The 22096-nt window shown below is 73.2% G+C and carries 21 protein-coding genes, 1 pseudogene and 1 riboswitch; of the genes and pseudogenes, 12 read left to right on the top strand and 10 right to left on the bottom strand.

Features of this window, described 5'->3' with window-relative positions; all coding sequences use genetic code 11:
• Nucleotides 1-238: 238 nt before the first annotated feature.
• Nucleotides 239-879, top strand: a pseudogene (locus tag FIV43_RS23575) (phosphatase PAP2 family protein).
• On the top strand, nucleotides 872-1486 hold the full coding sequence (locus tag FIV43_RS16630) for a DedA family protein (RefSeq protein WP_141015025.1): 615 nt from the start codon (nucleotides 872-874) through the stop codon (nucleotides 1484-1486). Before FIV43_RS23575 ends, FIV43_RS16630 begins: the two are co-directional and overlap by 8 nt.
• Before the next feature lie 13 nt (nucleotides 1487-1499).
• Here the strand turns inward: FIV43_RS16630 and FIV43_RS16635 are convergent, their stop codons facing one another.
• Nucleotides 1500-2216, bottom strand: coding sequence for a GAP family protein (locus FIV43_RS16635; RefSeq protein ID WP_141015026.1), 717 nt, complete (start codon nucleotides 2214-2216; stop codon nucleotides 1500-1502).
• 76 nt (nucleotides 2217-2292) lie between these two features.
• Between FIV43_RS16635 and FIV43_RS16640 the strand changes: the two genes are divergently transcribed.
• Complete coding sequence (locus FIV43_RS16640) at nucleotides 2293-2940, top strand: TetR/AcrR family transcriptional regulator (RefSeq protein WP_141015027.1); 648 nt, start codon at nucleotides 2293-2295, stop codon at nucleotides 2938-2940.
• Here FIV43_RS16640 and FIV43_RS16645 read toward each other — a convergent pair.
• Nucleotides 2908-3444 carry a TOPRIM nucleotidyl transferase/hydrolase domain-containing protein gene (locus FIV43_RS16645; protein WP_141015028.1) on the bottom strand — a complete coding sequence of 179 codons (537 nt, stop codon included), beginning with the start codon at nucleotides 3442-3444 and terminating at the stop codon, nucleotides 2908-2910. The two genes, FIV43_RS16640 and FIV43_RS16645, sit on opposite strands and share 33 nt — an antisense overlap.
• Nucleotides 3445-3568: 124 nt before the next feature.
• Here FIV43_RS16645 and FIV43_RS16650 point away from each other — a divergent pair, with 124 nt between their 5' ends.
• Complete coding sequence (locus FIV43_RS16650; RefSeq protein ID WP_141015029.1) at nucleotides 3569-5260, top strand: NAD(P)/FAD-dependent oxidoreductase; 1692 nt, start codon at nucleotides 3569-3571, stop codon at nucleotides 5258-5260.
• A 31-nt stretch (nucleotides 5261-5291) separates the two neighbouring features.
• Here the strand turns inward: FIV43_RS16650 and FIV43_RS16655 are convergent, their stop codons facing one another.
• Nucleotides 5292-5636 (bottom strand): UBP-type zinc finger domain-containing protein, encoded by a 345-nt coding sequence (locus tag FIV43_RS16655; protein WP_141015030.1) that lies wholly within the window; start codon nucleotides 5634-5636, stop codon nucleotides 5292-5294.
• Between the two features lie 131 nt (nucleotides 5637-5767).
• On the opposite strand from FIV43_RS16655, the gene FIV43_RS16660 reads away from it, so the two are divergent.
• Nucleotides 5768-7009 (top strand): cation:proton antiporter, encoded by a 1242-nt coding sequence (locus FIV43_RS16660; protein ID WP_231123468.1) that lies wholly within the window; start codon nucleotides 5768-5770, stop codon nucleotides 7007-7009.
• Between the two features lie 129 nt (nucleotides 7010-7138).
• On the top strand, nucleotides 7139-8026 hold the full coding sequence (locus FIV43_RS16665) for a bile acid:sodium symporter family protein (protein WP_141015031.1): 888 nt from the start codon (nucleotides 7139-7141) through the stop codon (nucleotides 8024-8026).
• An 11-nt stretch (nucleotides 8027-8037) separates the two neighbouring features.
• Here the strand turns inward: FIV43_RS16665 and FIV43_RS16670 are convergent, their stop codons facing one another.
• Nucleotides 8038-9114 carry an HNH endonuclease signature motif containing protein gene (locus tag FIV43_RS16670; protein WP_141015032.1) on the bottom strand — a complete coding sequence of 359 codons (1077 nt, stop codon included), beginning with the start codon at nucleotides 9112-9114 and terminating at the stop codon, nucleotides 8038-8040.
• 561 nt (nucleotides 9115-9675) lie between these two features.
• Nucleotides 9676-10980: an aspartate aminotransferase family protein gene (locus tag FIV43_RS16675; protein ID WP_141015033.1), complete on the bottom strand. Its 1305-nt coding sequence runs from the start codon at nucleotides 10978-10980 to the stop codon at nucleotides 9676-9678.
• 368 nt (nucleotides 10981-11348) lie between these two features.
• Between FIV43_RS16675 and FIV43_RS16680 the strand changes: the two genes are divergently transcribed.
• The 3 genes from FIV43_RS16680 to FIV43_RS23290 are packed head-to-tail and all read left to right on the top strand — an operon-like array spanning nucleotide 11349 to nucleotide 13494.
• On the top strand, nucleotides 11349-12107 hold the full coding sequence (locus tag FIV43_RS16680) for a 3-hydroxybutyrate dehydrogenase (RefSeq protein ID WP_141015034.1): 759 nt from the start codon (nucleotides 11349-11351) through the stop codon (nucleotides 12105-12107).
• Nucleotides 12108-12124: 17 nt separating this feature from the next.
• Nucleotides 12125-13213 carry an MFS transporter gene (locus FIV43_RS16685; RefSeq protein ID WP_269204030.1) on the top strand — a complete coding sequence of 363 codons (1089 nt, stop codon included), beginning with the start codon at nucleotides 12125-12127 and terminating at the stop codon, nucleotides 13211-13213.
• On the top strand, nucleotides 13120-13494 hold the full coding sequence (locus FIV43_RS23290) for an MFS transporter (RefSeq protein ID WP_269204031.1): 375 nt from the start codon (nucleotides 13120-13122) through the stop codon (nucleotides 13492-13494). Before FIV43_RS16685 ends, FIV43_RS23290 begins: the two co-directional genes overlap by 94 nt.
• A gap of 35 nt (nucleotides 13495-13529) precedes the next feature.
• On the opposite strand, the gene FIV43_RS16690 is transcribed toward FIV43_RS23290, so the two are convergent.
• The 3 genes from FIV43_RS16690 to FIV43_RS16700 are packed head-to-tail and all read right to left on the bottom strand — an operon-like array spanning nucleotide 13530 to nucleotide 16741.
• On the bottom strand, nucleotides 13530-14135 hold the full coding sequence (locus FIV43_RS16690; RefSeq protein ID WP_141015035.1) for a PucR family transcriptional regulator: 606 nt from the start codon (nucleotides 14133-14135) through the stop codon (nucleotides 13530-13532).
• Nucleotides 14136-14149: 14 nt separating this feature from the next.
• Entirely contained in the window at nucleotides 14150-15349 is a 1200-nt protein-coding gene (locus FIV43_RS16695; protein WP_141015036.1) for a GAF domain-containing protein, read from the bottom strand.
• Nucleotides 15350-15352: 3 nt separating this feature from the next.
• The gene (locus FIV43_RS16700; RefSeq protein WP_141015037.1) at nucleotides 15353-16741 is read right to left on the bottom strand and encodes a flavin monoamine oxidase family protein; all 1389 of its coding nucleotides are present in this window, start codon (nucleotides 16739-16741) and stop codon (nucleotides 15353-15355) included.
• Between the two features lie 271 nt (nucleotides 16742-17012).
• A riboswitch (cobalamin riboswitch) is annotated at nucleotides 17013-17195 on the top strand.
• 208 nt (nucleotides 17196-17403) lie between these two features.
• Here FIV43_RS16700 and FIV43_RS16705 point away from each other — a divergent pair.
• The 3 genes from FIV43_RS16705 to FIV43_RS16715 all read left to right on the top strand — a co-directional run bounded on the left by FIV43_RS16705 (nucleotide 17404) and on the right by FIV43_RS16715 (nucleotide 20140).
• Nucleotides 17404-18258 carry an ABC transporter substrate-binding protein gene (locus tag FIV43_RS16705; protein ID WP_231123469.1) on the top strand — a complete coding sequence of 285 codons (855 nt, stop codon included), beginning with the start codon at nucleotides 17404-17406 and terminating at the stop codon, nucleotides 18256-18258.
• Nucleotides 18259-18389: 131 nt separating this feature from the next.
• Nucleotides 18390-19385, top strand: coding sequence for a FecCD family ABC transporter permease (locus FIV43_RS16710; RefSeq protein ID WP_231123470.1), 996 nt, complete (start codon nucleotides 18390-18392; stop codon nucleotides 19383-19385).
• Nucleotides 19382-20140: an ABC transporter ATP-binding protein gene (locus FIV43_RS16715; RefSeq protein ID WP_141015039.1), complete on the top strand. Its 759-nt coding sequence runs from the start codon at nucleotides 19382-19384 to the stop codon at nucleotides 20138-20140. The genes FIV43_RS16710 and FIV43_RS16715 overlap by 4 nt, the downstream gene beginning before the upstream one ends.
• Before the next feature lie 7 nt (nucleotides 20141-20147).
• Here FIV43_RS16715 and FIV43_RS16720 read toward each other — a convergent pair whose 3' ends face one another.
• On the bottom strand, nucleotides 20148-21422 hold the full coding sequence (locus FIV43_RS16720) for a hypothetical protein (protein ID WP_141015040.1): 1275 nt from the start codon (nucleotides 21420-21422) through the stop codon (nucleotides 20148-20150).
• Nucleotides 21419-22012 carry a SigE family RNA polymerase sigma factor gene (locus FIV43_RS16725; RefSeq protein ID WP_141015041.1) on the bottom strand — a complete coding sequence of 198 codons (594 nt, stop codon included), beginning with the start codon at nucleotides 22010-22012 and terminating at the stop codon, nucleotides 21419-21421. Before FIV43_RS16725 ends, FIV43_RS16720 begins: the two co-directional genes overlap by 4 nt.
• Nucleotides 22013-22096 lie beyond the last annotated feature (84 nt).

Below are 22096 nucleotides of genomic sequence, written 5' to 3' on the forward strand. Positions count from 1 at the left end.
AGTAAACGTGCGTTTGCTTCTGCCCGGACGCGTGGCTAGCCTTGCGAAGTCAACATGCGTTTACGTGTCGGGGAGGGGGCTCGATGGCGACGCTGGCACCCCCGACCGCCCGGTCGTGGCCACCACGCCGTCCCGCTCGCCGCGGCGCCGTCTGCGGGTGGGGCTCCGCGAGCTGGGACTGCTGCTCGCCCTCTACCTCGGCTACTCCGCGGTCCGGATGGTGGCCTCGGACGACTTCATGCGCGCGGTGCTGCACGCGGAGTTCCTGCTCGACCTGGAGCGTCCGCTCGGCATCGCCCGGGAGCACCTGGTCAACGACTACTTCCACGCGCACCGGTGGCTGGAGGTCGCCGCCAGCTTCTACTACGCGGTGGCCCACTACCTGGTGACCGCGGTGGTGCTGGGGTGGTTGTGGTTCCGCCGGCACTCCTTCTACCCGGTGGCGCGCACGGCGCTGGCCGTCGCGAGCCTGGTGGCGCTCGCCGGCTTCCTGCTGCTGCCCACCGCGCCCCCGCGGCTCTTCGGCGGCTACCAGGACCTGCTCGCACAGACCGCCGACGTCGGCTGGTGGTCCGACCACGCCTCCGCCCCGCAGGACTGGCGCACCTGACCAACGAGCTCGCGGCGATGCCGTCGATGCACGCCGGGTGGGCCCTGTGGTGCGCCCTGGTGCTCGGCGCCTGCGCCGCCGGCACCGTTGTCCGGGTCCTGGGCTGGACGCACGCGGCGCTGACCGCCCTGGTGGTGGTGGGCACGGGGAACCACTGGATCCTCGACATCCTGGTCGGCGACGCCATCGTGCTCGGGGTGTGGCTGGTGGCCCGGCGGGTCGTCCCGCTGCGGACCGAGGCGCCGCGGGCGGACGCGGCACGTGCCTGACCTGCCTGGGGCGCTGCTGGCCGGACTCGCCTCCTTCGCCGAGGCGATGCTCGGGGTCGGCTTCGTGCTTCCCGGCGAGGTCACCGTGGCCGCCCTGGCCGCGGCCGCCGGCTCCGGTCAGCTGCCGTGGATGTGGCTGCTGGTGCTGCTCGGCGCGCTGGCCGGGGACCAGGTCAACTACTGGCTCGGCCGCAGCCTCGGCGGGAGGCTGGAGGGGAGCCGGCTGGTGGAGCGGCTCGGCCGTGGGCACTGGCAGCGCGGCGTCGCCCTGATCGCCCGGTACGGCGCGCTGGCGATCGTGCTGAGCCGGGTGCTGCCGGTGGTGCGGACCCTGGTCCCCGCGGTCGCCGGCACGGGTCGGATGCCGTGGCGCAGGTTCGCCCCGGCGTCGTTCGTCGGGTGCGCCGCGTGGGCGGCGGTCTGGGTGGGCGCCGGCGGCGCGCTCGCCCTGGTCGCGCGGTGGTCGCTGCCGGTGCTCGGCGTGCTGGCGCTGGCCGGGGTGGGGCTCTGGGTGGGTCGTCGGGTGCGTCGCCGGCGCGAGCGGCGTCACGCGCTCGTCCAGGACCGCGTGCCGGACGTCGCCCCCGCTCCCGCCCCCTGCGGCTGACCGGACGCGGGGGTCAGCCGAACAGCCGCCTCGCCGCGTCGGTGGCGACCAGGAACCCGATGATGCCGATGGCCCACCAGATCGCGCCGGTGGTGCGCCGTGCGAGCCAGTCGGAGAGCCGTTCGAGCGTCGGCGACACCTGCCGGTGCAGCGCCATCCGGGCCACGAGCAGGATCAGGGCGGGCAGCGACATCACCGCCACGTAGCCGGCCAGCGTTGCGACCTGGCCCGCGGGCGGGAGGCCGCTCGTGCTGATCAGGGCGACGGCCCCCAGGTAGGGGAGCATGCTCGCGGCCTCGATCAGCCCGGCGGCGAGCGCGACGCCGACCACCGTCGACCAGCGGGAGTCCGCTGCCGCCACGGTGTCGACCCAGCGTCGGGCGCGTCCGGGGGTGGCGTCCGCGGCGCGGCGCTCGGCCGCCCGCTTGGCCCACGGCGTGTCCGGCCAGAAGCTGCCGACCAGCAGGCCGACGCCGACCACCAGCTGGACGACGTCGACGGTGCGACTCTCCTCGACCTGCTCGCCGAGCTCGCCGAGCAGGTCGGCGCCGGCGAGCAGCGCGAGCCCGAGCGCCAGGTAGAACGCGCTGATCGTCGCCAGGTAGACGACCACCCTCGATGCCCGCATCCGCGGATGGGTGAGCATCAGCAGCGGCAGCACCAGGGTGCCGACGCTGGTGCTGTCGACGAGCGCCAGGCCGATGAGCCCGAGCAGTGCGGCGATCGTCATGGTCCTCTTTGGTAGTACGACTGTGTGAAAACGCGGTGTGCCACCGTTTATAGCACGAGTGTGTGAAAATGATCCGGTGCCGAAGGTGGTGGACCACGACGAGCGCCGACGCGAGATCGCCGAGGCGGTGTGGCGGGTGATCGCCCGGGACGGGATGGCCGCCGCCAGCGCCCGCACCGTCGCCGCCGAGGGCGGGTGGTCGCTCGGTGCGGTCCGGCACTACTTCTCCAGCCAGGACGAGCTGATGCTCTTCGCCGTCACCGAGATGATCGACGGGGTGGTGGGGCGGCTCCAGGCGATCCGGGCGGCGCACCGGCCCGGACCGGCGCGCTGCCGTCGGGTGCTGGAGCAGCTGCTGCCGCTCGACGAGCGACGCACCGGCGAGGTGCGGGTCTGGCTCGCCGCGCTGATCCGGTCGCACGTCGACCCCGCCTTCGACGAGGTGCGCCGCGCCGGGTGGGACGGGACCCGACGCATCTGTCGTGGCGTCGTCCTGGAGCTGGCCGGCCGGGAGGGCGCGGCGCCGTCCACGCCGCTCGGCGCCCGGCTCGAGGCGCAGGCGAGCGACCTGCACACCTGGGTCGACGGGCTCACCCTGCAGTCCGCCACCATGCCCGACGCGCTCCCGGCCGACGAGGTACGACGCCAAGTGCGGACCCACGTGCGTCGCCTCGGCGCCGCGCTCGCCCCCTCACACCGCGGCGAGCAGCCGACGCAGGGGTGAGGGCGCCCGGTCGAGGTCGAGGGCATCGACCATCGCCGCGGCGTACCGCTCCTTCCGGCCGCTCTGGGAGGTGAAGAACCGGCGCAGCACGGCGTCCTCGGGCCAGTCCCGCTGGGCCGGCATCCGGGCCAGGCGCTGGTAGGAACGGGTCTCGCCCTGGTCGGCGATCACCGCGTGCGTGCCTGCCACTCCGACCGCGCGGACCAGCTCGTCCTCCAGGTCGACGTGGCAGGCGAAGAAGTCGACCGACTCCAGGCTCAGCCCGGCGGCGGCGAGCCCGCGTCGTACGTGCTCCTGGTCGGGTTCGTCGTAGAGCCCGGCGAGGCGCAGACCCAACCCCGGCGGGCCGTAGTGGGTGGCGAAGGTGCGGGTGTTGGTCACCCCGCCCATCGGCAGCACCTCGACGCCCTCGGCGCGCAGGTCGCGGCCGAGGCGGGTGGCGAGGGCGTGCAGCGCCGTCCGGTCGCTGCGCCCCTCCACGAGCACGACGGTCCGGGGCGGCACGCCTCCATTGGGTCGCCGTGCGGCGGTCGCCGTCAAGCGGATTCGGGCGCCGGCCGTTGCGTGCGCGCCGTAGGCTCCGACGCGTGGAGCGCGCCCGCCCTCCGCGCGTCGGCAGGAGGTCGGCATGAGGCCCAACGAGCTCTCCCGGCAGGAGACCGCGATCATCCTGGTCGCCGGGCCGGACCGGATCGGCCCCCTCGTGGAAGCGGTCGGCAGGCGCTACGCCGCCGAGTACGCGGTCCGTTCCTTCGGCACGGCGGCGAGCGCGATGACCGGGATGGCCGACATCGTCGAGTACGGCGGTGACGTCGCGGTGATCGGCGTCGACCCCGACCTGGCCGACGACGACGCCCTCGACTTCCTGGCCAAGGTGCACCGGCTGGTGCCGACGGCGCGGCGGGTCGCGATGATCACCGGCCTGTGGCGCGGCGAGCAGGTGGACCGGGTCCGCGCCGCGCTGGCCGAGGGCCGGATCGACGCGATGCTGTCGGTCCCGCTCGGGATCCGCGACGAGGAGTTCCACGCGGCGATGAGCGAGGTGCTCAGCGACTGGCTCTGGAGCGCCCAGGCGGTCACCGTCGACGGCGTCCAGATCGTCAGCAACGCCGACACCCCGGACCTGCTGCGGCTCACCGACTTCCTGCAGCGGATGGGGATGCCGTATCGCCGCTACCCGCTGGAGTCCGAGGTCAGCGAGCACCTGCACGAGATGGCCGGGCCGGAGCCGACGTACCCGTTGGTGAAGGCGTTCACCGGCGACCTGCTGCAGGCGCCGACGCTGGCCGACCTCGGGGCGCTGATGTTCGGCCGGGTCAGCGACCTCGGCACCGACCACGTGGCCGACCTGCTCGTGGTCGGCGCCGGTCCGGCCGGGCTGGCGGCCGCGGTCTACGGCGCCTCGGAGGGCCTGTCCACGGTGGTGCTGGAGTCCGAGGCGGTCGGCGGGCAGGCCGGCACCAGCTCGATGATCCGCAACTATCTGGGGTTCCCGCGCGGCATCTCCGGGATGCGGCTCGCCCAACGCGCGCGCAGCCAGGCGACCCGCTTCGGCGCGCGCTTCTTCGTCGGGACGCCCGCGGCCCACCTGGCGCCCGCCGAGAGCGGTGCGCCGCACGTCGTCGAGCTGACCGACGGCACCCGGCTGAGCGCACGGTCCGTGGTGGTGGCCACCGGCGCGCAGTATCGCCGGCTCGCGGTCGAGGCGATCGAGGAGCGGGTCGGGCAGGGAGTCCACTACGGCGCCGCGACCAGCGTCGCCCACGAGACCCGGGGCCGGCCGGTCTACGTGGTCGGAGGCGGCAACTCCGCCGGTCAGGCCGCCCTGCACCTGGCCCGGTACGCCGACCACGTCACCATCGTGATCCGTCGCGAGGACCTCACCGCCACGATGTCGGACTACCTGGTCCGCGAGGTGCACGGCACCAAGCGGATCTCGGTGCGCGCCCGGACGGAGGTGGTCGACGGTCGGGGCGAGGGTCGGTTGGAGGAGGTCACTCTGCGCCACTGCGACACCGGCGAGCACGAGCAGGTCGACTGCGGCGCCCTGATGCTGCTGCTCGGCGCCGACCCGTGCACCGGCTGGCTGACCGGCAGCCTGTGCCTGGCCGACGACGGCTTCGTGGTGACCGGGCGGGACCTGCCGCAGTACAAGTGGTCCGGTGGCATTCCGCCGGAGTCACTCGCCACCAACGTCCCCGGCATCTTCGCGGTCGGCGACATCCGCGCGGGGTCGATGAAACGGGTCGCCTCCGCCGCGGGCGAGGGTGCCGCGGTCGTGCCGCTGGTGCACGCGTACCTGTCCGGACTGGACGGCTGAATCCAGGCGGAGCCCGGCGCCGGCGACCGGGTCAGGGGTGGAGGTGGTCGCGCCAGTCGGCCGGGAGCCGATCCGCCGGCCCCGGCGCGCTCTGCTCCGCGGGGTGGGCCTGCGGGTCGGCGAGCGTCGGGCCCCGCACGCCCGACTCCTTCCGGTAGTCCCAGAACCAGTCCTCGCCCGGCTCGAAGCTCTGCACCACCGGGTGGCCGCTGGTGCGGAAGTGGGCGGTCGCGTGCTGGGACGGGCTGGAGTCGCAGCAGCCGACGTGGCCGCACTGGGCGCAGCGGCGCAGGTGCACCCACCAGCCCGCGGACTCCTCGCACTCCACGCAGCCGGCGCCGGAAGGAGCGGCGGACGGGTCGATGCCTTCGGTCATGCACCCACTCCACTCCGGTCCGCCGTGGTTGGCAAGGGACGGCGATGATCGGATCGCGCTCGGGAGAGGACGTGCGCCAGCAGCGGTGACGATCGGCACCGGACGTGCGCCCGCAGTGGGAGAATCCGCGGGTGATCACGCACGTCGCGACTGCGGCCTCCTCCTCGTCGTCGGCCGACGAGCTCACCACGGCGATCGTCTCCCTGTTCTGGATCGCGTGCGTGGTGGCCGTGTCGCCCCTGGTGGTGAGGCTGGCGCGGGGGCTGGTGCCCGACGTGGTGGTGCTGCTGGTGCTCGGCTGTGCGATCGGCGCCAGCGGCCTGGACCTGGCGTCCACCGGCGACGGGGTGGAGCTGATCCGGGAGCTCGGGCTCGGCCTGCTCTTCCTGATGGCGGGCTCCGAGATCGACCCGGCCACGCTGCGCTCGCAGCAGGGGCGGCACGCCGCGGTGACCTGGCTGCTCTGCCTGGTGCTGGGCTTCGCGTTGGCGTGGGCGTTCATCCCCGACGCCGACTTCCAGGTGGCGCTGGTGCTGGCGATCGCGATCACGTCGACCGCGCTCGGCGCGATCCTGCCGATCCTGCAGGACCGGGGGCTGGGCGGCACCGCGCTCGGTCGCGCCGTGCTCACCCACGGCGCGATGGGCGAGCTCGGCCCGATCCTGGTGATGGCGGTGCTGCTCGGGTCGCGCAGCACACTGAGCACCCTCGCGCTGCTGATCCTGTTCGTGATCATCGCGATCGCGGTCACCGTCGTACCGCGTGCGCTGGTGCTGCGGGTCCCGGGTCTTCGCGTGGCCCTGATGGACGGCATGCACGGCACCGGCCAGACCGGGATGCGGGTGATCTTCCTGCTGCTGCTCACGCTGATGGCGGCCGCCGCGGTCTTCGAGCTCGACGTGGTGCTCGGGGCGTTCGCGGCCGGGTTCATCCTGCGCGAACTGCAGCCGGCCGACGCACACTTCCTCGAGGAGCGCGTCCAGATCGTGGCCTGGAGCCTGCCGGTGCCGGTCTTCTTCGTCACCTCCGGGATGAGCATCGACATCGACGCGGTGATGGAGCGGCCCGGGTTGGTGGTCACCTTCGTGGCGATGATCATCCTGGTGCGCGGCGGCGTGGTGTGGCTGCGTGAACGGTTCGGCGTGACCGGGTCCGGCCTGACCACCCGGGCCGAGCGCTACCAGCTGGCGCTCTACTCGGCGGCCGGTCTGCCCATCATCGTCGCGGTGACCGAGCTCGCGCGGGAGCGGGACCTGATGCCCGAGGACGTGGCTGCCACCCTGGTCGCCGCCGGTGCGGTGACGTTGCTCCTCTTCCCGCTGCTGGCCCGGTTCGGCGGGCGTCGCCGGGAGCGACTCGCGACGCGGAGCTGAGCCGGGTGGGTGGTCCAGCCCGGTGATCGCGGATCGCCGCGGGGCCGCCGAGTAGCGGGTTGTCGCCCGGAGTCGGCACCGGACTGACTACTGTGACCACCCTCACAACCAGTCCCGAGGAGAGCCGCGATGAACGACTCCGCCTTGATCACCGTCGGCCTGCCGATCGCCCTGGCCATCATCATGTTCGGCCTCGGCCTCTCGCTGACGCCGTCGGACTTCGCCCGGGTCGCCCGCAGCCCGAAGGCGGTCGCGATCGCACTGGTGCTGCAGATCCTGGTGCTGCCGGTGATCGCGTTCGGCCTGGTGACCGCCTTCGACCTGGACCCGCTGCTCGCGGTCGGCGTGATGCTGCTCGCCGCCTCGCCCGGCGGGACCACCGCGAACCTGTTCAGCCACCTCTTCCGCGGGGACGTCGCCCTCAACGTCACCCTCACCGCGATCAACTCGGTGCTCGCAGCGGTCAGCATCCCGCTGATCACCAACTTCGCGATCAGCCACTTCGACGCCGACGGGGAGCTCGGCCTGCAGTTCACCAAGGTGATCCAGGTCGTGGCGATCGTGCTGGTGCCGGTCGCGATCGGCATGGTGGTGCGCAGCCGCTCGGCCGAGTTCGCCCACCGCGCGGACAAGCCGGTCCGGATCTTCTCGATCATCGTCCTCGCCGCCGTCGCGATCGGTGCTCTGCTCGGCGAGCGCGACAACATCGGGGAGTACCTGGAGCAGGTCGGCCTCGTCACCGGCCTCTTCTGCCTGATCAGCCTCTCCCTCGGGTACGGCGTGGCGCGGCTGCTCCGGCTCAGCCAGGCGCAGGCCGTCGCGAGCTCGATGGAGATCGGCATCCACAACACGACCATCGCGCTCACCATCGCGCTGAGCGTGCTCGACAGCACCGAGGTCGCCATCCCGAGCGCGGTCTACTCGATCTTGATGTACGTCCTGGCGACCGCCTTCGGCTTCGCGATCAGTCGGGGTCGGACGGGTGCGGAGGAGGCCGTCCCGTCGCACCGGGCGTGACCCGACCGGTCCTATCTCCGTCGGTGGTATCTGCGGTCGCCGTTGGCCAGTCGGGTGGTGGCGTAGGTGGGGTCGTGTTCGCGGTGGTGGTGGAAGGAGCAGAGGAGTAGGCCGTCGGTGAGGTCGGTGCGGCCGCCTTTCGACCAGGGGTCCAGGTGGTGGGCTTCGCACCAGCGGGCTGGGATGGTGCAGCCTTCGGCGCGGCAGGTCTTGTCCCGGAGTCGTAGTGCGGTGCGTTGGGCTGTGGTGAACAGCCGGCGGGCGCGTCCGAGGTCGAGGACTTCGGACTTGCCGCCGAGGACGGCGGGGAGGATCTTGGCGGTGCAGGCCAGCCGGCGGGCGTGGGCGGCGCTGATCCGCTGCTCGCCGTTGGTGTCGTGGCTGGGGTCGAGGAGTCCGGCCGTGGCGAGGTCGCGGGTGAGCTGGGTGTGGTCGATGGTGACGATCACGGTGGTGGTGTCGCCACCGTGGTCGGGCAGGTTCGCGGGGTCGAGGTGCTCCAGGAGTGCTCCGAACGCGAGGCCGCGGGCGTGGTGCTGTGGCAGTCGTTCGGCGTCTGGGTTGGCGCCCGTTCTTGCGTCCTGGTCGGAGGCGTGGTGGCGGGGTGAGGTGTAGGCGTCGAGGTAGGTCGCCAACCGGCCAGCGATGGGGTCGGGGACCAGGGCGGTGATCCGGGTCAGCCCGTCGCCCAGGGACCGGATCCGCAGGCTGGTCTTGGCGTGCGCGGCGGCTTCCAATGCGGCGAGGCGTTTGGCGTCTTCCTCTTCGGCGATCTCGGGGGCGACGACGTCGAGGATCCGGTCCGCGAGGCGACGTAGCTCTTTCGGACCGAACCCACCCTCGGGTATCCCGGGCCGGTCGCCGGTGCCGAGAGCGACGAGGTCGGCCTCGGCCCGCCGCCGCGCCTTGGTGTCGATCCGGGCCGGCAGGGCGTCCAGGCCGGTGGTGATCACCCGCGCCTGCTCCAGGGACAGTGCACCGCGGGCCATCGCCGCCCCACCCGCGGCCAGGACTCGTCGATCGAGGTGGCGACCTTCGACTCCGCACGCAACCGGCCGGGGTCGGTGCCGGTCCGCAACGCCACCCACCCGGCGACATCCCGCGCCCCGTGCGTGTCCGCGATGTCGGCCGACGCGACCAGGACCCGCATCCGCAGCTCCACCACCTGCGCCTCGAGCGCCACCAACCCGGTCAACAGCGCCTCGCGTTCGGGCATGGTGAGGAACCCGGGCTGACGCTCCGCGACCTCACCCAACGCGTCTCGGCACACCGCGACCGCCTCGCCCAGCGGGGTGCGGGTGCCGGTCAGCGACATCGGGAGAACCTTCCGAGACAGGTGCAGCAGATGCCCCGATTCTACGTGATCTCGAACACCAGTTCGAGCCCTACGGAGAGGTTTGTGGAACTGTTCTTGCAGCTCAGAGCCTGTTTTCCACAGATCGTCCGCAGCTCCTGGCCCACTCTGGGACTCGCGTGCCGCGTGGGCACTGACCGGACCAACAGCACGCGCCGACCCACCCAGGCCGACCCACCCAGGCCGACCCACCCAGGCCGACCCACCCAGGCCGACCCACCCAGGCCGACCCACCCAGGCCGACCCACCCAGCCGAGCGGCCCGCGCCGACCCACGCGCCGAGCAGTCGCCGTACTCACCCAGCGGCGACGCAGGCCTCGATCGCCTCGCCCAGGATGTCGATCCCGCGATGCAGGTCGTCGTCCTCGATGGTGAGGGGTGGGGCGATCCGGAAGATCCCGCCCATGCCGGGCAGCTGCACGATGTTGAGGTGGAGGCCGCGCTCCAGGCAGGCAGTGGTGACCGCGCGTCCCAGCTCGTCGGCCGGCGCCTTGGTCGCCTTGTCGCGGACCAGCTCGATGCCCTGCAGCAGGCCGCGGCCGCGCACGTCGCCCACCTCCTCGAAGCGGTCGCGCAGCCCGTCCAGCCGCGCGGTCAGCTCGACCCCGAGCCTCGCCGCGCGTTCGACCAAGCCCTCGCGCTCGACGACGTCCAGCACCGTGAGCGCGACCGAGGCGGCCAGCGGGTCGGAGACGTGGGTGGTGAAGAAGAGGAAGCCGCGCTCGTGGCAGGTCTCCTCGATGGCCGCGGTGGTGACCACGGCCGCCACCGGGAGGCCGGCGCCGAGGGTCTTGGAGAGAGTCAGGACGTCGGGCACGACGCCGTCCCGCTCGAAGGCGAACAGCGTGCCGGTGCGGCCGACACCGGTCTGCGCCTCGTCGAGCACCAGCAGCATCCCGCGCCGGTCGCAGTGCTCGCGCAGCCGCGCCAGGTAGCCCTCGGGCAGCTCGATGATGCCGCCGGAGGAGAGGATCGGCTCGACCAGGCAGGCGGCGAGGCTGCCCACCGACTGCTGGTCGATCATCCGGAAGCCGTAGTCCAGCTCGGCCTCCCAGTCGTAGGACCCGTCGGGGTGCCGGAACGGCGAGCGGTAGGCGTTGGGCGTGGGCAGCGTCAGGTTGCCCGGCACCGCTGGTCCGTAGCCCCGCCGGCCTGCCGAGAAGGTGGCGGACGCGGCGCCGGAGGTCATCCCGTGCCAGGACTGGTCGAAGGAGACCACCTCGAACCGTCCGGTGAACAGCTTGGCCATCTTGATCGCGGCCTCGTTCGACTCCGCGCCGGTGGTGAGCAGCAGGGTCCGCTCCAGCGGCGCGGGGAGCAGTCCGGCGAGCCGGGTCGCCAGGTCCACCACCGGGCGGCTCAGCATCCCGGAGAACAGGTGGTCGAGTCGGGCCACCGAGGCGGAGACGGTCGCCACCACGTCGGGATGGGCGTGGCCCAGTACGGCGCTCATCTGCCCCGAGGTGAAGTCGAGGATCGCCCGACCCTCCTCGTCCCAGACGCGGCAGCCCTCGGCCCGGTCGATCACCCGCGGCGTGAAGGCGCCGCCGTACCGCACCAGGTGCTGCTCGGCCTGCTGCCAGAACGTGGACCGACCCATCGGATGCTCCCCTCGACCGGGCCGCGACGGTGTGCCGCGCGCGTGCCGCGAGGCTAGGGCGTGTCTCCCAAGTCCCCGCCTGCTGCGCGGCGCTTCCGACTCGATCTGGCTGTGTCGGGGCCGCTCGACGTGCGATCCGGCATGCCGTCGCGGTCCCCGCCTTGCCAGATCGGCCGGAAACACCGCTCGCTACGGCGCCGACTCGGGAGACACACCCTAGGTCATCCGGCCCGTCCGCGCCGCCGCCGACGCCGGCACGATCACGCCGCGCCCGCCACCAACCACGACCCCACGTCACATAGATGCAGCTCGAATATGTGCGCGTGGAACATAGTGCAGGTGACGGCGGTCACCCTACGTTCGACGTCATGTCCACCCACCTGTCCGGGCGCACCGCCCTGGTCACCGGCGCCGCGAGTGGCATCGGTCGCGCCGTCGCGCAGCGCCTCGCCGCCGACGGTGCCCGGGTGCTGCTGCTCGACCACGACCGGGCCGGGGTGAGGGCCGCCGCGGAGGAGGTCGGGGGCGATCCGATGGTCGTCGACCTGACCGACCGGGAGGCGATCCGGGGTGCCGGGCTCGACCGGCGCGGCATCGACATCCTGGTCAACAACGCCGGCATCCAGCACGTGGCGCCGGTCGAGGAGTTCGACCCGGACGCCTTCGAGCGGATCCACCGGCTGATGCTGATCGCACCGTTCCTGCTGGCCCGCGCGGTCCTCCCCACCATGTACGCCAACGGTTGGGGGCGGCTGGTGCACGTCTCCTCGGCGCACGGGCACCGCGCGTCGCCGTACAAGTCCGCCTACGTCAGCGCCAAGCACGGGCTCGAGGGCCTATCGAAGGTGCTGGCGCTGGAGGGCGCCGAGCACGGCGTCACCAGCAACACCGTCTGTCCCGGCTACGTGCGCACGCCGCTGGTGGAGGGACAGCTCAGCGACCAGGCCCGGACCCACGGGATCACCGAGGAACGGGTCCTGCAGGAGGTGCTGCTCGCCCGCACGGCGGTCAAGCGCCTCGTCGAACCGGAGGAGGTGGCCGGCCTGGTGGGGATGCTGTGCGGGCCTGGCACCGACTCGATCTCCGGAAGCTCCTACCTGATGGATGGCGCCTGGAGCGCCGCTTAGAGAGAAGGAAGCACGCAATGACCAGCTCGACCTCGGGTGCCGGGACCAGCGCGGACGCGCCGGCCGCAGAGCGCACCAACATCGTCAAGGTCGTCTTCGCCAGCCTGATCGGCACCGCCGTGGAGTGGTACGACTTCTTCCTCTACGGCTCGGCCGCCGCACTGGTGTTCGGCACCCTCTTCTTCCCGGAGTCCAACCCGGTCAACGCCACCCTGCTGGCGTTCGGCACCTACGCGGTCGGGTTCGCCGCCCGACCGCTCGGTGGCATCGTCTTCGGGCACTTCGGCGACCGGGTCGGCCGCAAGCAGATGCTGGTGGTCTCCCTGCTGATGATGGGTGCCTCCACGTTCGCGATCGGCCTGCTGCCGACGTACGCCGCGATCGGCGTCGCCGCGCCCGTGCTGCTGCTCGTGTGCCGTCTGCTCCAGGGCTTCGCCGTGGGCGGCGAGTGGGGCGGCGCGGTGCTGATGGCCGCCGAGCACGGGGGCGAGGACCGGCGCGGCTTCTGGGCCTCCTGGCCGCAGGCCGGCGTCCCGCTCGGCAACCTGCTCGCCACCGGCGTGCTGTGGATCCTGGCCGCGGTGCAGAGCGACGAGGCGTTCGAGGCGTGGGGCTGGCGGATCCCGTTCCTGCTGTCGGCCGTGCTGGTGCTGATCGGTCTCTGGGTCCGTCTCCAGCTCGAGGAGTCGCCGGTCTACCAGGAGGCGAAGGCCGAGATCGCCGAGCAGAAGTCCGAGGCCTCGCACATGCCGCTGGTCGAGGTGATCCGCACCTACCCCAAGGAGGTCGCGGTCGCGATGGGCATGCGGATGGCCGAGAACATCAGCTACTACATCTTCACCGTCATCTCGATCACCTACATCACCACCTACCTCGACGAGGACAAGAGCGAGATCCTCAAGCCGCTGCTGATCGGCGCCGCGGTGCAGTTCTTCCTGGTGCCGACGGTGGGGCCCTCTCCGACCGGATCGGCCGCCGCCCGCTCTACCTGGTCGGCGCGATCGGCGTCGGGGTGTGGACGTTCGTCTTCTTCGCGCTGCTGGACAACGGCAGCTCCACGGCACTGCTCGTCGCCGTGCTCGGTGGACTCTTCTTCCACACCCTGATGTATGCCCCGCAGGCCGCGTTCTTCTCCGAGCTGTTCGGCACGTCGGTGCGCTACACCGGCGCCTCGGTCGGCTATCAGCTGGCGTCGATCTTCGCCGGCGGCCTGGCGCCGATCATCGCGGTCAAGCTGCTCGGCTCGACCAGTGAGGCCGACACCACCGCGGTCGGGATCTACGTCGCGATCGCGGCGGTGATCACGATCATCTCGGTGCTGGTCGCCCAGGAGACCCGGGCCAGCTCGTTGCGGCACGACCGGGTGGTGCGCGGCGCGCACGACTGATCCGGTGGCGCGTCGGGCCGCCGCACCGGGCGGGCTCAACGCGTCAGCCGGCGCAACCGCAGCGCCAGCTGGAAGTCCAGCGCCCGGTCCGGCGAGCGCCACTGCTCCCCGTCGAGCAGCCGCCCGATCCGGTCCAGGCGCTGGGTCACCGTGTTGGGGTGCACGTGCAGCGCCTCCGCGGTCGCCCGCAGCGCACCGGCGTTGCCGAACCAGGCCTCCATCGTCGCGACCAGCTCGGTGCCGCGGCGCGCGTCGTAGTCGACCACCGGCCCGATCGTGGCCGCGACGAAGTCGTCCAGCTCCTCGGGGCCACTGGTGCCGAGCAGCAACCTCGCCAGCCCCAGGCCTGCCGGGTCGCTCACCTCGCCGGACCGGCCGAGGGCCACCAGGGCGTCCACGCAGCGGCACGCCTCCGCCCAGCCCTCGGCTGCGGTGTCGGCGCCGGTCCAGCCGACGGTCACCTCGGCGCCCGCCGCAGCCAGCCGGTCCCGCAGCTGGTGTGCGGCCCCGGCCCCGGACGGCACCACCACCACCGCCCGCCCGCCGTGCACCCCGCCGAGTCCGTGGTGCTCGGCGGCGAGGGCACCGGCGATCCGGGCGGCGCGGTGGCGCTCCAGCCCGTCGGTCGAGGCAGCCGCCACCTCGACCGGACCACTCAGGTCGGCCCGGTGCAGCCGCAGCCGCTCGGTGATCCGCCCCAGGTCCTCGGGGGCGCCTCGAGCAGGTCGCCGAGCAGCTCCCCGCGCACCCGCTCGTCGGCCTCCGCCTCGGTGCGGCGGAAGAGCAGCACGAGGGCGATCACCAGCGCGGCGCGCTCCAGGGTGCGTCGGCGTACCTCGTCGAGCTCGGTGGTCGGCCGGGCCACCAGCGTGCCGAGGTGCTGCTCGCCGGCGGCGGCGACCGCCAACCAGGTGCCGTCGGCGCGACGCACCGCGTGCCCCGAGGCGCGGGCCGTCGCCACGTCGTCGGTGAGCAGGTCCGGGTCGGGGGCGTCGGGGCCGCCGACCAGGCGGCGCCCGTCCTCGTCGTAGACGGCGAGCGGCCCGCCGAGCGACGCCGCCACGACGGCCGCCACCTCCTCGACGCCGCCGCCGTTGAGCAGCGCGTCGGTCATCTGGTCGTGGGTCTGCCCGGACTGCTCGGTGGCCTCGGAGCGCCGGCGCAGCTGCTCGTTGGCCTCGTCGGCGGCCGCGACCGCGCTGCGCACGCGGTCGAAGAGCCGGGCGTTCTCCAGCGCCACCGCTGCGTGCGCGGCGAACGCGGTGAGCAGCGCGACCTCGGAGGCGGGGAACTGGCGGACCGTGCGGTGCACCGCGAGCAGCGCCCCGATCACCTGGCCGTCCACCACCAGCGGCACGCCGAGGATCGCCCGGATCTGCTCGGCCGCCACCGCGTCGTCGATGTAGCCGCGGTGCAGGAAGCGGGCGTCGGCCTGATAGTCCGCGGTGAAGTACGGCGCACCGATCTGGGCGACCAGCCCCAGCAGCCCGGTGCCCAGCGGCAACCGCAGCTCCCCGAACTCGCGGGTCAGCGCCCCGTCCGTCACCTTCATGTACGACGCCTCGTCGTCGTTGAGGGACAGGTAGGTCATGTCCGCCCGCAACAGCTGGCGGGCGCGCCGCACGATGGCGGCGAGGATCGTGTCCAGGTCGCGGATCACGATCAGGTCGCTGGCGGTCTGGTTGAGCGCCGACAGCTCCGCCTCCCGGCTGCGCTGGCGGCTCAGCTCCTCGTGCACGCGCAGCGCCAGCTGGTGCTGCTCCCGGGCCTCTGGGTCCGGGGCGTCACCGAGCGCGGCGTCCAGCGCGGCCCGGTCGGCGCCGTCGGCGAGCAGCCGGAGGAAGTCGGCGGACACCGCTCAGCCGAGCCCGTCCAGCGACTCGAGGGCCTCGCCGGCGGCCCGCACGCCGGCGTCGATCGCCCCCTCCATGTAGCCGCTCCAGGCCACGGCGGTCTCGGTGCCGGCCCACTTGATCGGCCCGACCGGGGTGGCCAGGGCGGAGCCGAAGTGCAGCCAGCCGCACGGCCCCGGGTTGGCGTTGTAGCAGCCGCGGATCCAGGGCTTGTCGGCCCAGGAGCCCTCGACGATCGCCTCTGGGCGGCCGGCGCGCGGGCCGAAGTGGCGGGCCATCTCGGCCCGCAGGGCGTCGTGCCGTCGCTCGGCCGGCCAGCGGCCCTCGACCCGCGCGCTCTCACCCTCGAGGAACGCCAGGATGATGCCGGGGCCGCCGTCGGCCATGCACGAGTCGTTGGTCATCCGCGCGGGTCCGGCCTCGGAGATGAGCTGGCCGTTGAGGCCCTGGTCGCGCCAGAACGGCTCGTCGTAGACCAGGAACGACTTGTGCGCCGAGGCCTGCGGCATCCGCTGGGTCAGCTGGTCCCGGACGGCCGGCAGCGGCGGGTCGTAGAGGATCCGCCCGGCCAGGGTGGGCGCGAGAGCCACGATGACCTGCCGTCCGCGGGCGATCAGGCCGCCGCGGCACCGCACGGTCACCGCCTCGCCGGCCACGGTGATCTCCTGCACCGGCGAGTCCAGCACCACCCGGTGGCCGAGCTCGGCGGCGAGGCGCTGCGGGATCTGGGCGGTGCCGCCGACGAACCGCTTCGTCTGCGCCCCGCCCTCGGACTCGCTGAGCAGGTCGGCGGTGACCCCGCAGGTCACCACGTTGAACAGCAGGCCGAGCAGGGAGACCTCGACGGTCGGCACCGCGAGGATGCCGACGGTGCAGATCTCGAGCAGCTCGCGGGCGAGCGGGGAGAGGCCCTGGGCGTCGTACCACTGGCCGACGGTGATCCGGTCCCAGATGTCGGCCTGCGGCGCTGCCCACGGCGCGGCGGCGTCCACGGTGGCGGCCATCGCGTCGAGCTCGCGGAGCACCCGCTCGACCGCGGCGACGTCCTCGCCGTGCGCCCGGTGGAAGGCGTCGCCGCGCAGCACCCGGCCGCCGAGCTCATAGCTGGTGTCGCCCTCCTCGAACTGGTCGTGCACCACGATGCCCAGCTCCGCGGCGAGCGCGCTCATCCGGTGGTGGGTGTCCCCGATCCACTGCGCGCCGAGCTCCAGGTGGACGCCGGGCGCCCACTCCTCGGTGAGGATCCGGCCACCCACCCGGTCGTCCGCCTCCAGGACGACCACCTCCCGCCCGGCGCGGCGCACCTCACGGGCGGCGGTGAGCCCGGACAGGCCGGCTCCGACCACGACGACATCGCTCTCGAGGACCACCGGGGACGGACCTGGGTTCGGCATGGAGGGAGCCTAGTGTCGACCGGTGTCGGGCGGCGCCGGAAATTCTTTCCGCCGATCTCCACGATTCCCGGGACAGAGCTTGGCCCGGCGTGCCATGATTCTTCCCGAGAACCCGAGGTGACCCGAGACGCCTCGGGTTCTCGCTATTTCTCCGGCCTCTGGTCGCCGGCCGTTCTCCACGCCGTTCTCCACGCCGTTCTCCATGCCGTTCTGCACGGCCGTGCCCCCGGCGCTCCTCCCTGGCTCCGGCCGGCCCGTGCTGGGGCGGGCCCTGTACGGTGCGAGTGCCAGTTTCTCCCCACCAGGAGAGAGGGAACCCGGTGAGAGTCCGGGACTGACGCGCAGCGGTATGGGTGACGCACGGAGCACGATGTCACTGGGCCCGAGGGCCTGGGAAGACGCTCCGCGGCGGCTGAGCCCGAGTCCGAAGACCTGCTGGCCCTCCCGGCGACCGCCGTGAGGTCACCAGGGCTCTCGCGCAACGGGCTCCGACCTCGAAGGACCGACATGCGTCGTATCGCCGTCGTGCTCACCCCGCTCACCTGCCTGGCGCTGATCACCGCCGGATGCGGACTCGACTCCGAGCAGTCGAGCGCCGCCGGCTCCACCGTCGAGCTGGACAACTGCGACCACGCCGTGAGCGTCGCACAGGCCCCGAGCGGGTGGTCTCGCTCAACCAGGGCTCCACCGAGGTGCTGCTCTCCCTCGGCCTCGCCGACCGGATGGTCGGCACCGCCACCTGGACCGACCCGGTGCTGTCCTCGCTGGAGGAGGCGAACGCGGACGTGCCGCGGCTGGCCGACAACGCCCCCTCGTTCGAGGCGGTCCTGGATGCCGAGCCGGACCTCGTCACCGCCTCCTTCACCAGCACCCTCGCCGAGGGTGGGGTGGCCACCCGGGAGCAGTTCGAGGAGCTCGGGGTCGGCACCTACGTGGCGCCCAGCGCCTGCGTCGGCAAGTCGGTGGTCTCCTCCGACGGCGCCCGCGACGAGCCCTTCGAGATCGAGCAGGTCTACGCCGAGATCACCGACCTGGCCGAGATCTTCGGCGTCGAGGAGGCCGGGGAGGAACTGGTCGCCGACCTCGCGGACCGCCTGGCGACCGCCGGCGAGACCGATGCCGGCGGCACCACCGCGCTCTTCTGGTTCGCCAACGCCGAGTCGCCGTACCTGGCCGGGTGCTGCGGCGCGCCGGGCCTGATCGCCGACGAGCTGGGGCTGGAGAACGTCTTCGACGACGAGACCGACGAGTGGCCGCAGGTCAACTGGGAGACGGTCGCGGAGCGCAACCCCGACGTGCTGGTCATCGGCGACCTCACCCGCCGGAGCCAGACCGCCGAGACCGCGGCCGCCAAGATCGAGTTCCTCGAGTCCAACCCGGTCACCCGGGAGATGGACGCGGTCCGCCACGGCCGCTACGTCACGGTCACCGGCGCCGAGATGAACCCGTCGCTGCGCACCGTGTACGGCGTCGAGAACGTCGCGGCGCAGCTGCGCGAGCTCGGCCTGGCCGGCTGAGCCCGGGGCCGGCGGTGTCCATGACCAGCCGTGTGGTCCGCGAAACGCGCGCGGGGTCGTCCAGGAGGCGGCCCGGGAGGCGGCCCGGGAGGCGGCCCGGTGCCGGCGCGCCCGGCGCGCGCGGGATCGGCGTGCTCTGGGTCGGCGCCGGTGCCTTGCTGCTCTGCTCGATCGCGGTGGCGATCACCATCGGTCCCTCCGACCTGGGACCCGGGGACGTGGCCGCGGTCGTCTGGTCCAAGCTGACCGGAGCGGAGTCGGGACTCACCCGGATCCAGGACGGCATCGTGTGGAACCTGCGCCTGCCCCGCACCCTGCTGGCGGCGATCTGCGGCGCCGGGCTGGCGGTGTGCGGAGTGATCCTGCAGTCCCTGCTGCGCAACCCGCTGGCCGACCCGTTCGTGCTCGGCATCTCCTCGGGCGCGTCGACCGGCGCCGTCTCGATCGTGGTGCTCGGGCTCGGCGCGGGATCGATCGGTCTCACCGGCGGGGCGTTCCTCGGGTCGCTGGCGGCCTTCGGTCTGGTGCTGCTGCTCGCCTTCGTCGCCGGCGGCACCACCGACCGGGTGGTGCTCGCCGGGGTCGCGGCCACCCAGCTCTTCTCGGCACTGACCTCGTTCATCGTCTACCTCGCCGCCGACGCCGAGCAGACCCGCAGCGTCCTCTTCTGGCTGCTGGGCTCGCTGGCCTCGGCCACCTGGGCCGACGTGACGGTGGTCGGGCTGGTGCTCCTCGGCTGCCTCGGGGTCTGCCTGGTCCGCGCCTCGGCGCTCGACGCGTTCACCTTCGGCCAGGACGCGGCGGCCTCGCTCGGGGTCGACGTGGCGCGGACCCGGCTCCTGCTCCTGGTGGTCACCGCGCTGATGACCGCCGTGGTGGTGAGCACCTCCGGCGCGATCGGCTTCGTCGGCCTGGTGCTGCCGCACGCGGCGCGAGCCCTGGTCGGCTCCCGGCACCGGGTGCTGCTGCCCACCGCCGCACTGATGGGGGCGGTCTTCCTGCTCTGGGTCGACACCGCCGCCCGGACCGTGCTGGACCCGCAGGAGCTGCCGGTGGGGGTGGCGACCGCCCTGATCGGAGTGCCGGCGTTCGTGGTGCTGCTGGCCCGGAGGGGGAGGGCCCGATGACGCTCGAGGCCCGCGACGCCGGGTGGCGGGTCGGGTCGACGGCGATCGTCGACCGGGTCTCGTTGCGCCCCGGGGACGGCAGCGTGGTCGGCCTGCTCGGGCCCAACGGCTCCGGCAAGACCTCGCTGCTGCGGATGCTCGCCGGCCTGCGGCGACCCACCAGCGGACGCATCGTCCTCGACGGCGCCGACCTGGCCGGGCTGCCCCGCCGGGACCTTGCTCGCCGGGTGGCGCTGGTGGAGCAGGACGTCAGCACCGACCAGGACCCCACCGTGCGGGAGGTGATCGACCTCGGCCGGATCCCGCACCGGCCGGCGTGGAGCGGGGACCGGGCCGTGGACCGGGCTGCGGTCGCCGCGGCGGCGGCGACCACCGACGTCGCCGACCGGCTGGACCGGCGCTACTCGACACTGTCCGGTGGGGAGCGGCAGCGGGTGCAGATCGCCCGGGCCCTGGCCCAGGAGCCGAGCGTGCTGCTGCTCGACGAGCCCACCAACCACCTCGACGTACGGCACCAGCTGGAGCTGCTCGCCCTGGTCCGGCGCACCCCCGTCACCGTGGTCGCCGCCCTGCACGACCTGAACCTGGCGGCGACCTTCTGCGACCGGCTGCTGGTGCTGGCCGGTGGCCGGGTCGTCGCCGACGGACCACCCCGTGAGGTGCTGACCGCGGAGCTCGTCGCGGAGGTGTACGGCGTCCGCGCGCGGGTCGTCGAGGACGAGGCGGGTCTGTTCGTGCGCTACCTCGCCGGTTGACGCCTCATCAGTCGACGCGCTGGTAGAACGCCATCCGCAGGTCCGAGGCGACGTTCACCCGGGCTCGCACCGGCGCGCCCGGCGACACCACCTGTCGGGTGGAGGAGAAGCCGCTGGTCCCGGCGTTCGCGTAGCTCGCGCCACGGTGTCCGTCGTACCAGGTGTGCAGGGTGCTCGGCCCGGTGCCGGGGGTGCGCCAGCTGAGCAGGACCACCGACTCCTGGTCGCCGGCAGGTGCGTTCGCGTTCAGCGACCGTTGCTGGCGGGCCTCGTGCACGGCGACCTTCTCCCACAGGTGGCCGCTGTCCTCGATCACCGTGGGGTCGGTGCGGTTGTCGGTGGGGGAGACCGGCGTCGCGTAGACGCCGACCACCAGCCGTGCGTCCGCGGGCAGGTCCCCGTCTCCCACCGGTCGCAGGGTCACCGTGGTGGTCACGTCGGTGTCGGGCTTCGCCGCCCTGCCGACGGGGGCGATGTCGGTGGTGCCGTCGACCGGCACGGTCTCCCCGCACACGCCATCGCCCATCCGGACGGAGGCGCCCTCGGTGTCGGCGACGTCCACGGCCAGCCGGCCGCCGCTCGAGGTGCCGACGCAGGCGGCGTACAACTCGATGCCGGCGTCGCCGCTCGCGGTCCGGGCGGGCAGCTCGATGCTGGTCTCGCCGGGCTCGCCGGCGACGGCCCCGAGCAACCGGGCCCCGGCGACCTCGTCGCGGAAGGTCACTCCGCCGACGGTCTCCCCCTCGGGGCGGGCGTCGGTCAGCTCGTAGACGGCGAGACCCGGCGTCCCGTCCTCGGCGGCGACCGCGATCCGGGCCGGCTCGCCGGCGGGCACCACGGTCCAGTCGGTGAAGTCCGCGGCGGCCGTGCGGTAGGCGTCGGTGACCGTGTCGCCAGAGACGCGCACGGAGTCGTCCTCGCCCGAGGTCGCCCAGGCGACCAACCGGGGGCCGTCGTCGGCGGTCAGGTCGACGCGGACCCGTCCGTCCTCCCCGGCGACCGTGTCGACCACGCGATAGGTGTAGCCCAGCGAGCTCAGGGTCTGCGGGACGTCGACCCCGACCACGGTCTGGTTCGCCGGCTGCGGCGGGTCGTCGATGGCGCCCACCGCGAAGGCGATCCCGCCGACCACGGCGACCGTTGCGGCCAGGCCGGCCGCACCGGCAGCCCTGCGCCGCCGCTGGATCCGGCGCACCCGGTCGCGCACGGCCGAGGGGCGCGCGGCGAGATCGGGGTCGGGCAGGTCGGCGACGGTCCGCCGGAGGTCGTCGATGCTGTTCATGACCGCTCCTCGCTGGTGTCGGCGGTGCTGGTGTCGGGGGTGGTCCCGCTGGGCGTGTCGGACGGAGTGAGCGCCGGGTCGAGGCGCAGCTTGGCGATCGCCCGGCTGAGCTGGGACTTCACCGTGCCGACCGAGCAGCCGAGCACCTCGGCGGCCTGGGTCTCGGTGAGGTCCTCGAAGTAGCGCAGCACCACGACGGCCCGCTGCCGCTTCGGCAGCCGGGCCATCGCGGCGAGCAGGTCCAGACCGCTGTCGCTCGCGGCCGACGGGTCGGTGGCGACGGTCTCGGGCAGTTCCTCGGTCGGCTGCTCCCCGTTCCACTTGCGCCGCCACCAGGACGCGTAGGTGTTCACCAGGATCTTGCGCACGTAGCCCTCGGGGGAGTCCGTGATCCGCTCCCAGGAGAACCACGCCTTCGCCAGGGCGGTCTGCACCAGGTCCTCGGCCAGGGCGTGGTCGCCGGTCAGCAGGTACGCCGTGCGGCGCAGAGCCGAGGAGCGAGCGGCGACGAAGTCGTCGAAGTCGGGTCTCCCGCGGTCCACGGCTCCCCCTCGCTCCTGGCTCGGCGCCACGGCCTGTCCGGTGCTCATGTCCTCTTCGACCGGCCGGTCGGGTCGAACCGTTGCACGGGTACGACGATTTTCTCCACGCCGGGTCCGCCGCCGGGATCCGGG

It is taken from the genome of Nocardioides sambongensis, assembly GCF_006494815.1.
GTDB lineage: Bacteria > Actinomycetota > Actinomycetes > Propionibacteriales > Nocardioidaceae > Nocardioides > Nocardioides sambongensis.

Coding starts and splice junctions, on each gene's coding strand:
- FIV43_RS16655 (WP_141015030.1), bottom strand. CDS start 5,636: ATGACCGAAGGCATCGACCCGTCCGCCGCTCCTTCCGGCGCCGGCTGC.
- FIV43_RS16680 (WP_141015034.1), top strand. CDS start 11,349: ATGTCCACCCACCTGTCCGGGCGCACCGCCCTGGTCACCGGCGCCGCG.
- FIV43_RS16675 (WP_141015033.1), bottom strand. CDS start 10,980: ATGGGTCGGTCCACGTTCTGGCAGCAGGCCGAGCAGCACCTGGTGCGG.
- FIV43_RS16665 (WP_141015031.1), top strand. CDS start 7,139: ATGAACGACTCCGCCTTGATCACCGTCGGCCTGCCGATCGCCCTGGCC.
- FIV43_RS16650 (WP_141015029.1), top strand. CDS start 3,569: ATGAGGCCCAACGAGCTCTCCCGGCAGGAGACCGCGATCATCCTGGTC.
- FIV43_RS16715 (WP_141015039.1), top strand. CDS start 19,382: ATGACGCTCGAGGCCCGCGACGCCGGGTGGCGGGTCGGGTCGACGGCG.
- FIV43_RS16725 (WP_141015041.1), bottom strand. CDS start 22,012: ATGAGCACCGGACAGGCCGTGGCGCCGAGCCAGGAGCGAGGGGGAGCC.
- FIV43_RS16685 (WP_269204030.1), top strand. CDS start 12,125: ATGACCAGCTCGACCTCGGGTGCCGGGACCAGCGCGGACGCGCCGGCC.
- FIV43_RS16720 (WP_141015040.1), bottom strand. CDS start 21,422: ATGAACAGCATCGACGACCTCCGGCGGACCGTCGCCGACCTGCCCGAC.
- FIV43_RS16635 (WP_141015026.1), bottom strand. CDS start 2,216: ATGACGATCGCCGCACTGCTCGGGCTCATCGGCCTGGCGCTCGTCGAC.
- FIV43_RS16700 (WP_141015037.1), bottom strand. CDS start 16,741: ATGCCGAACCCAGGTCCGTCCCCGGTGGTCCTCGAGAGCGATGTCGTC.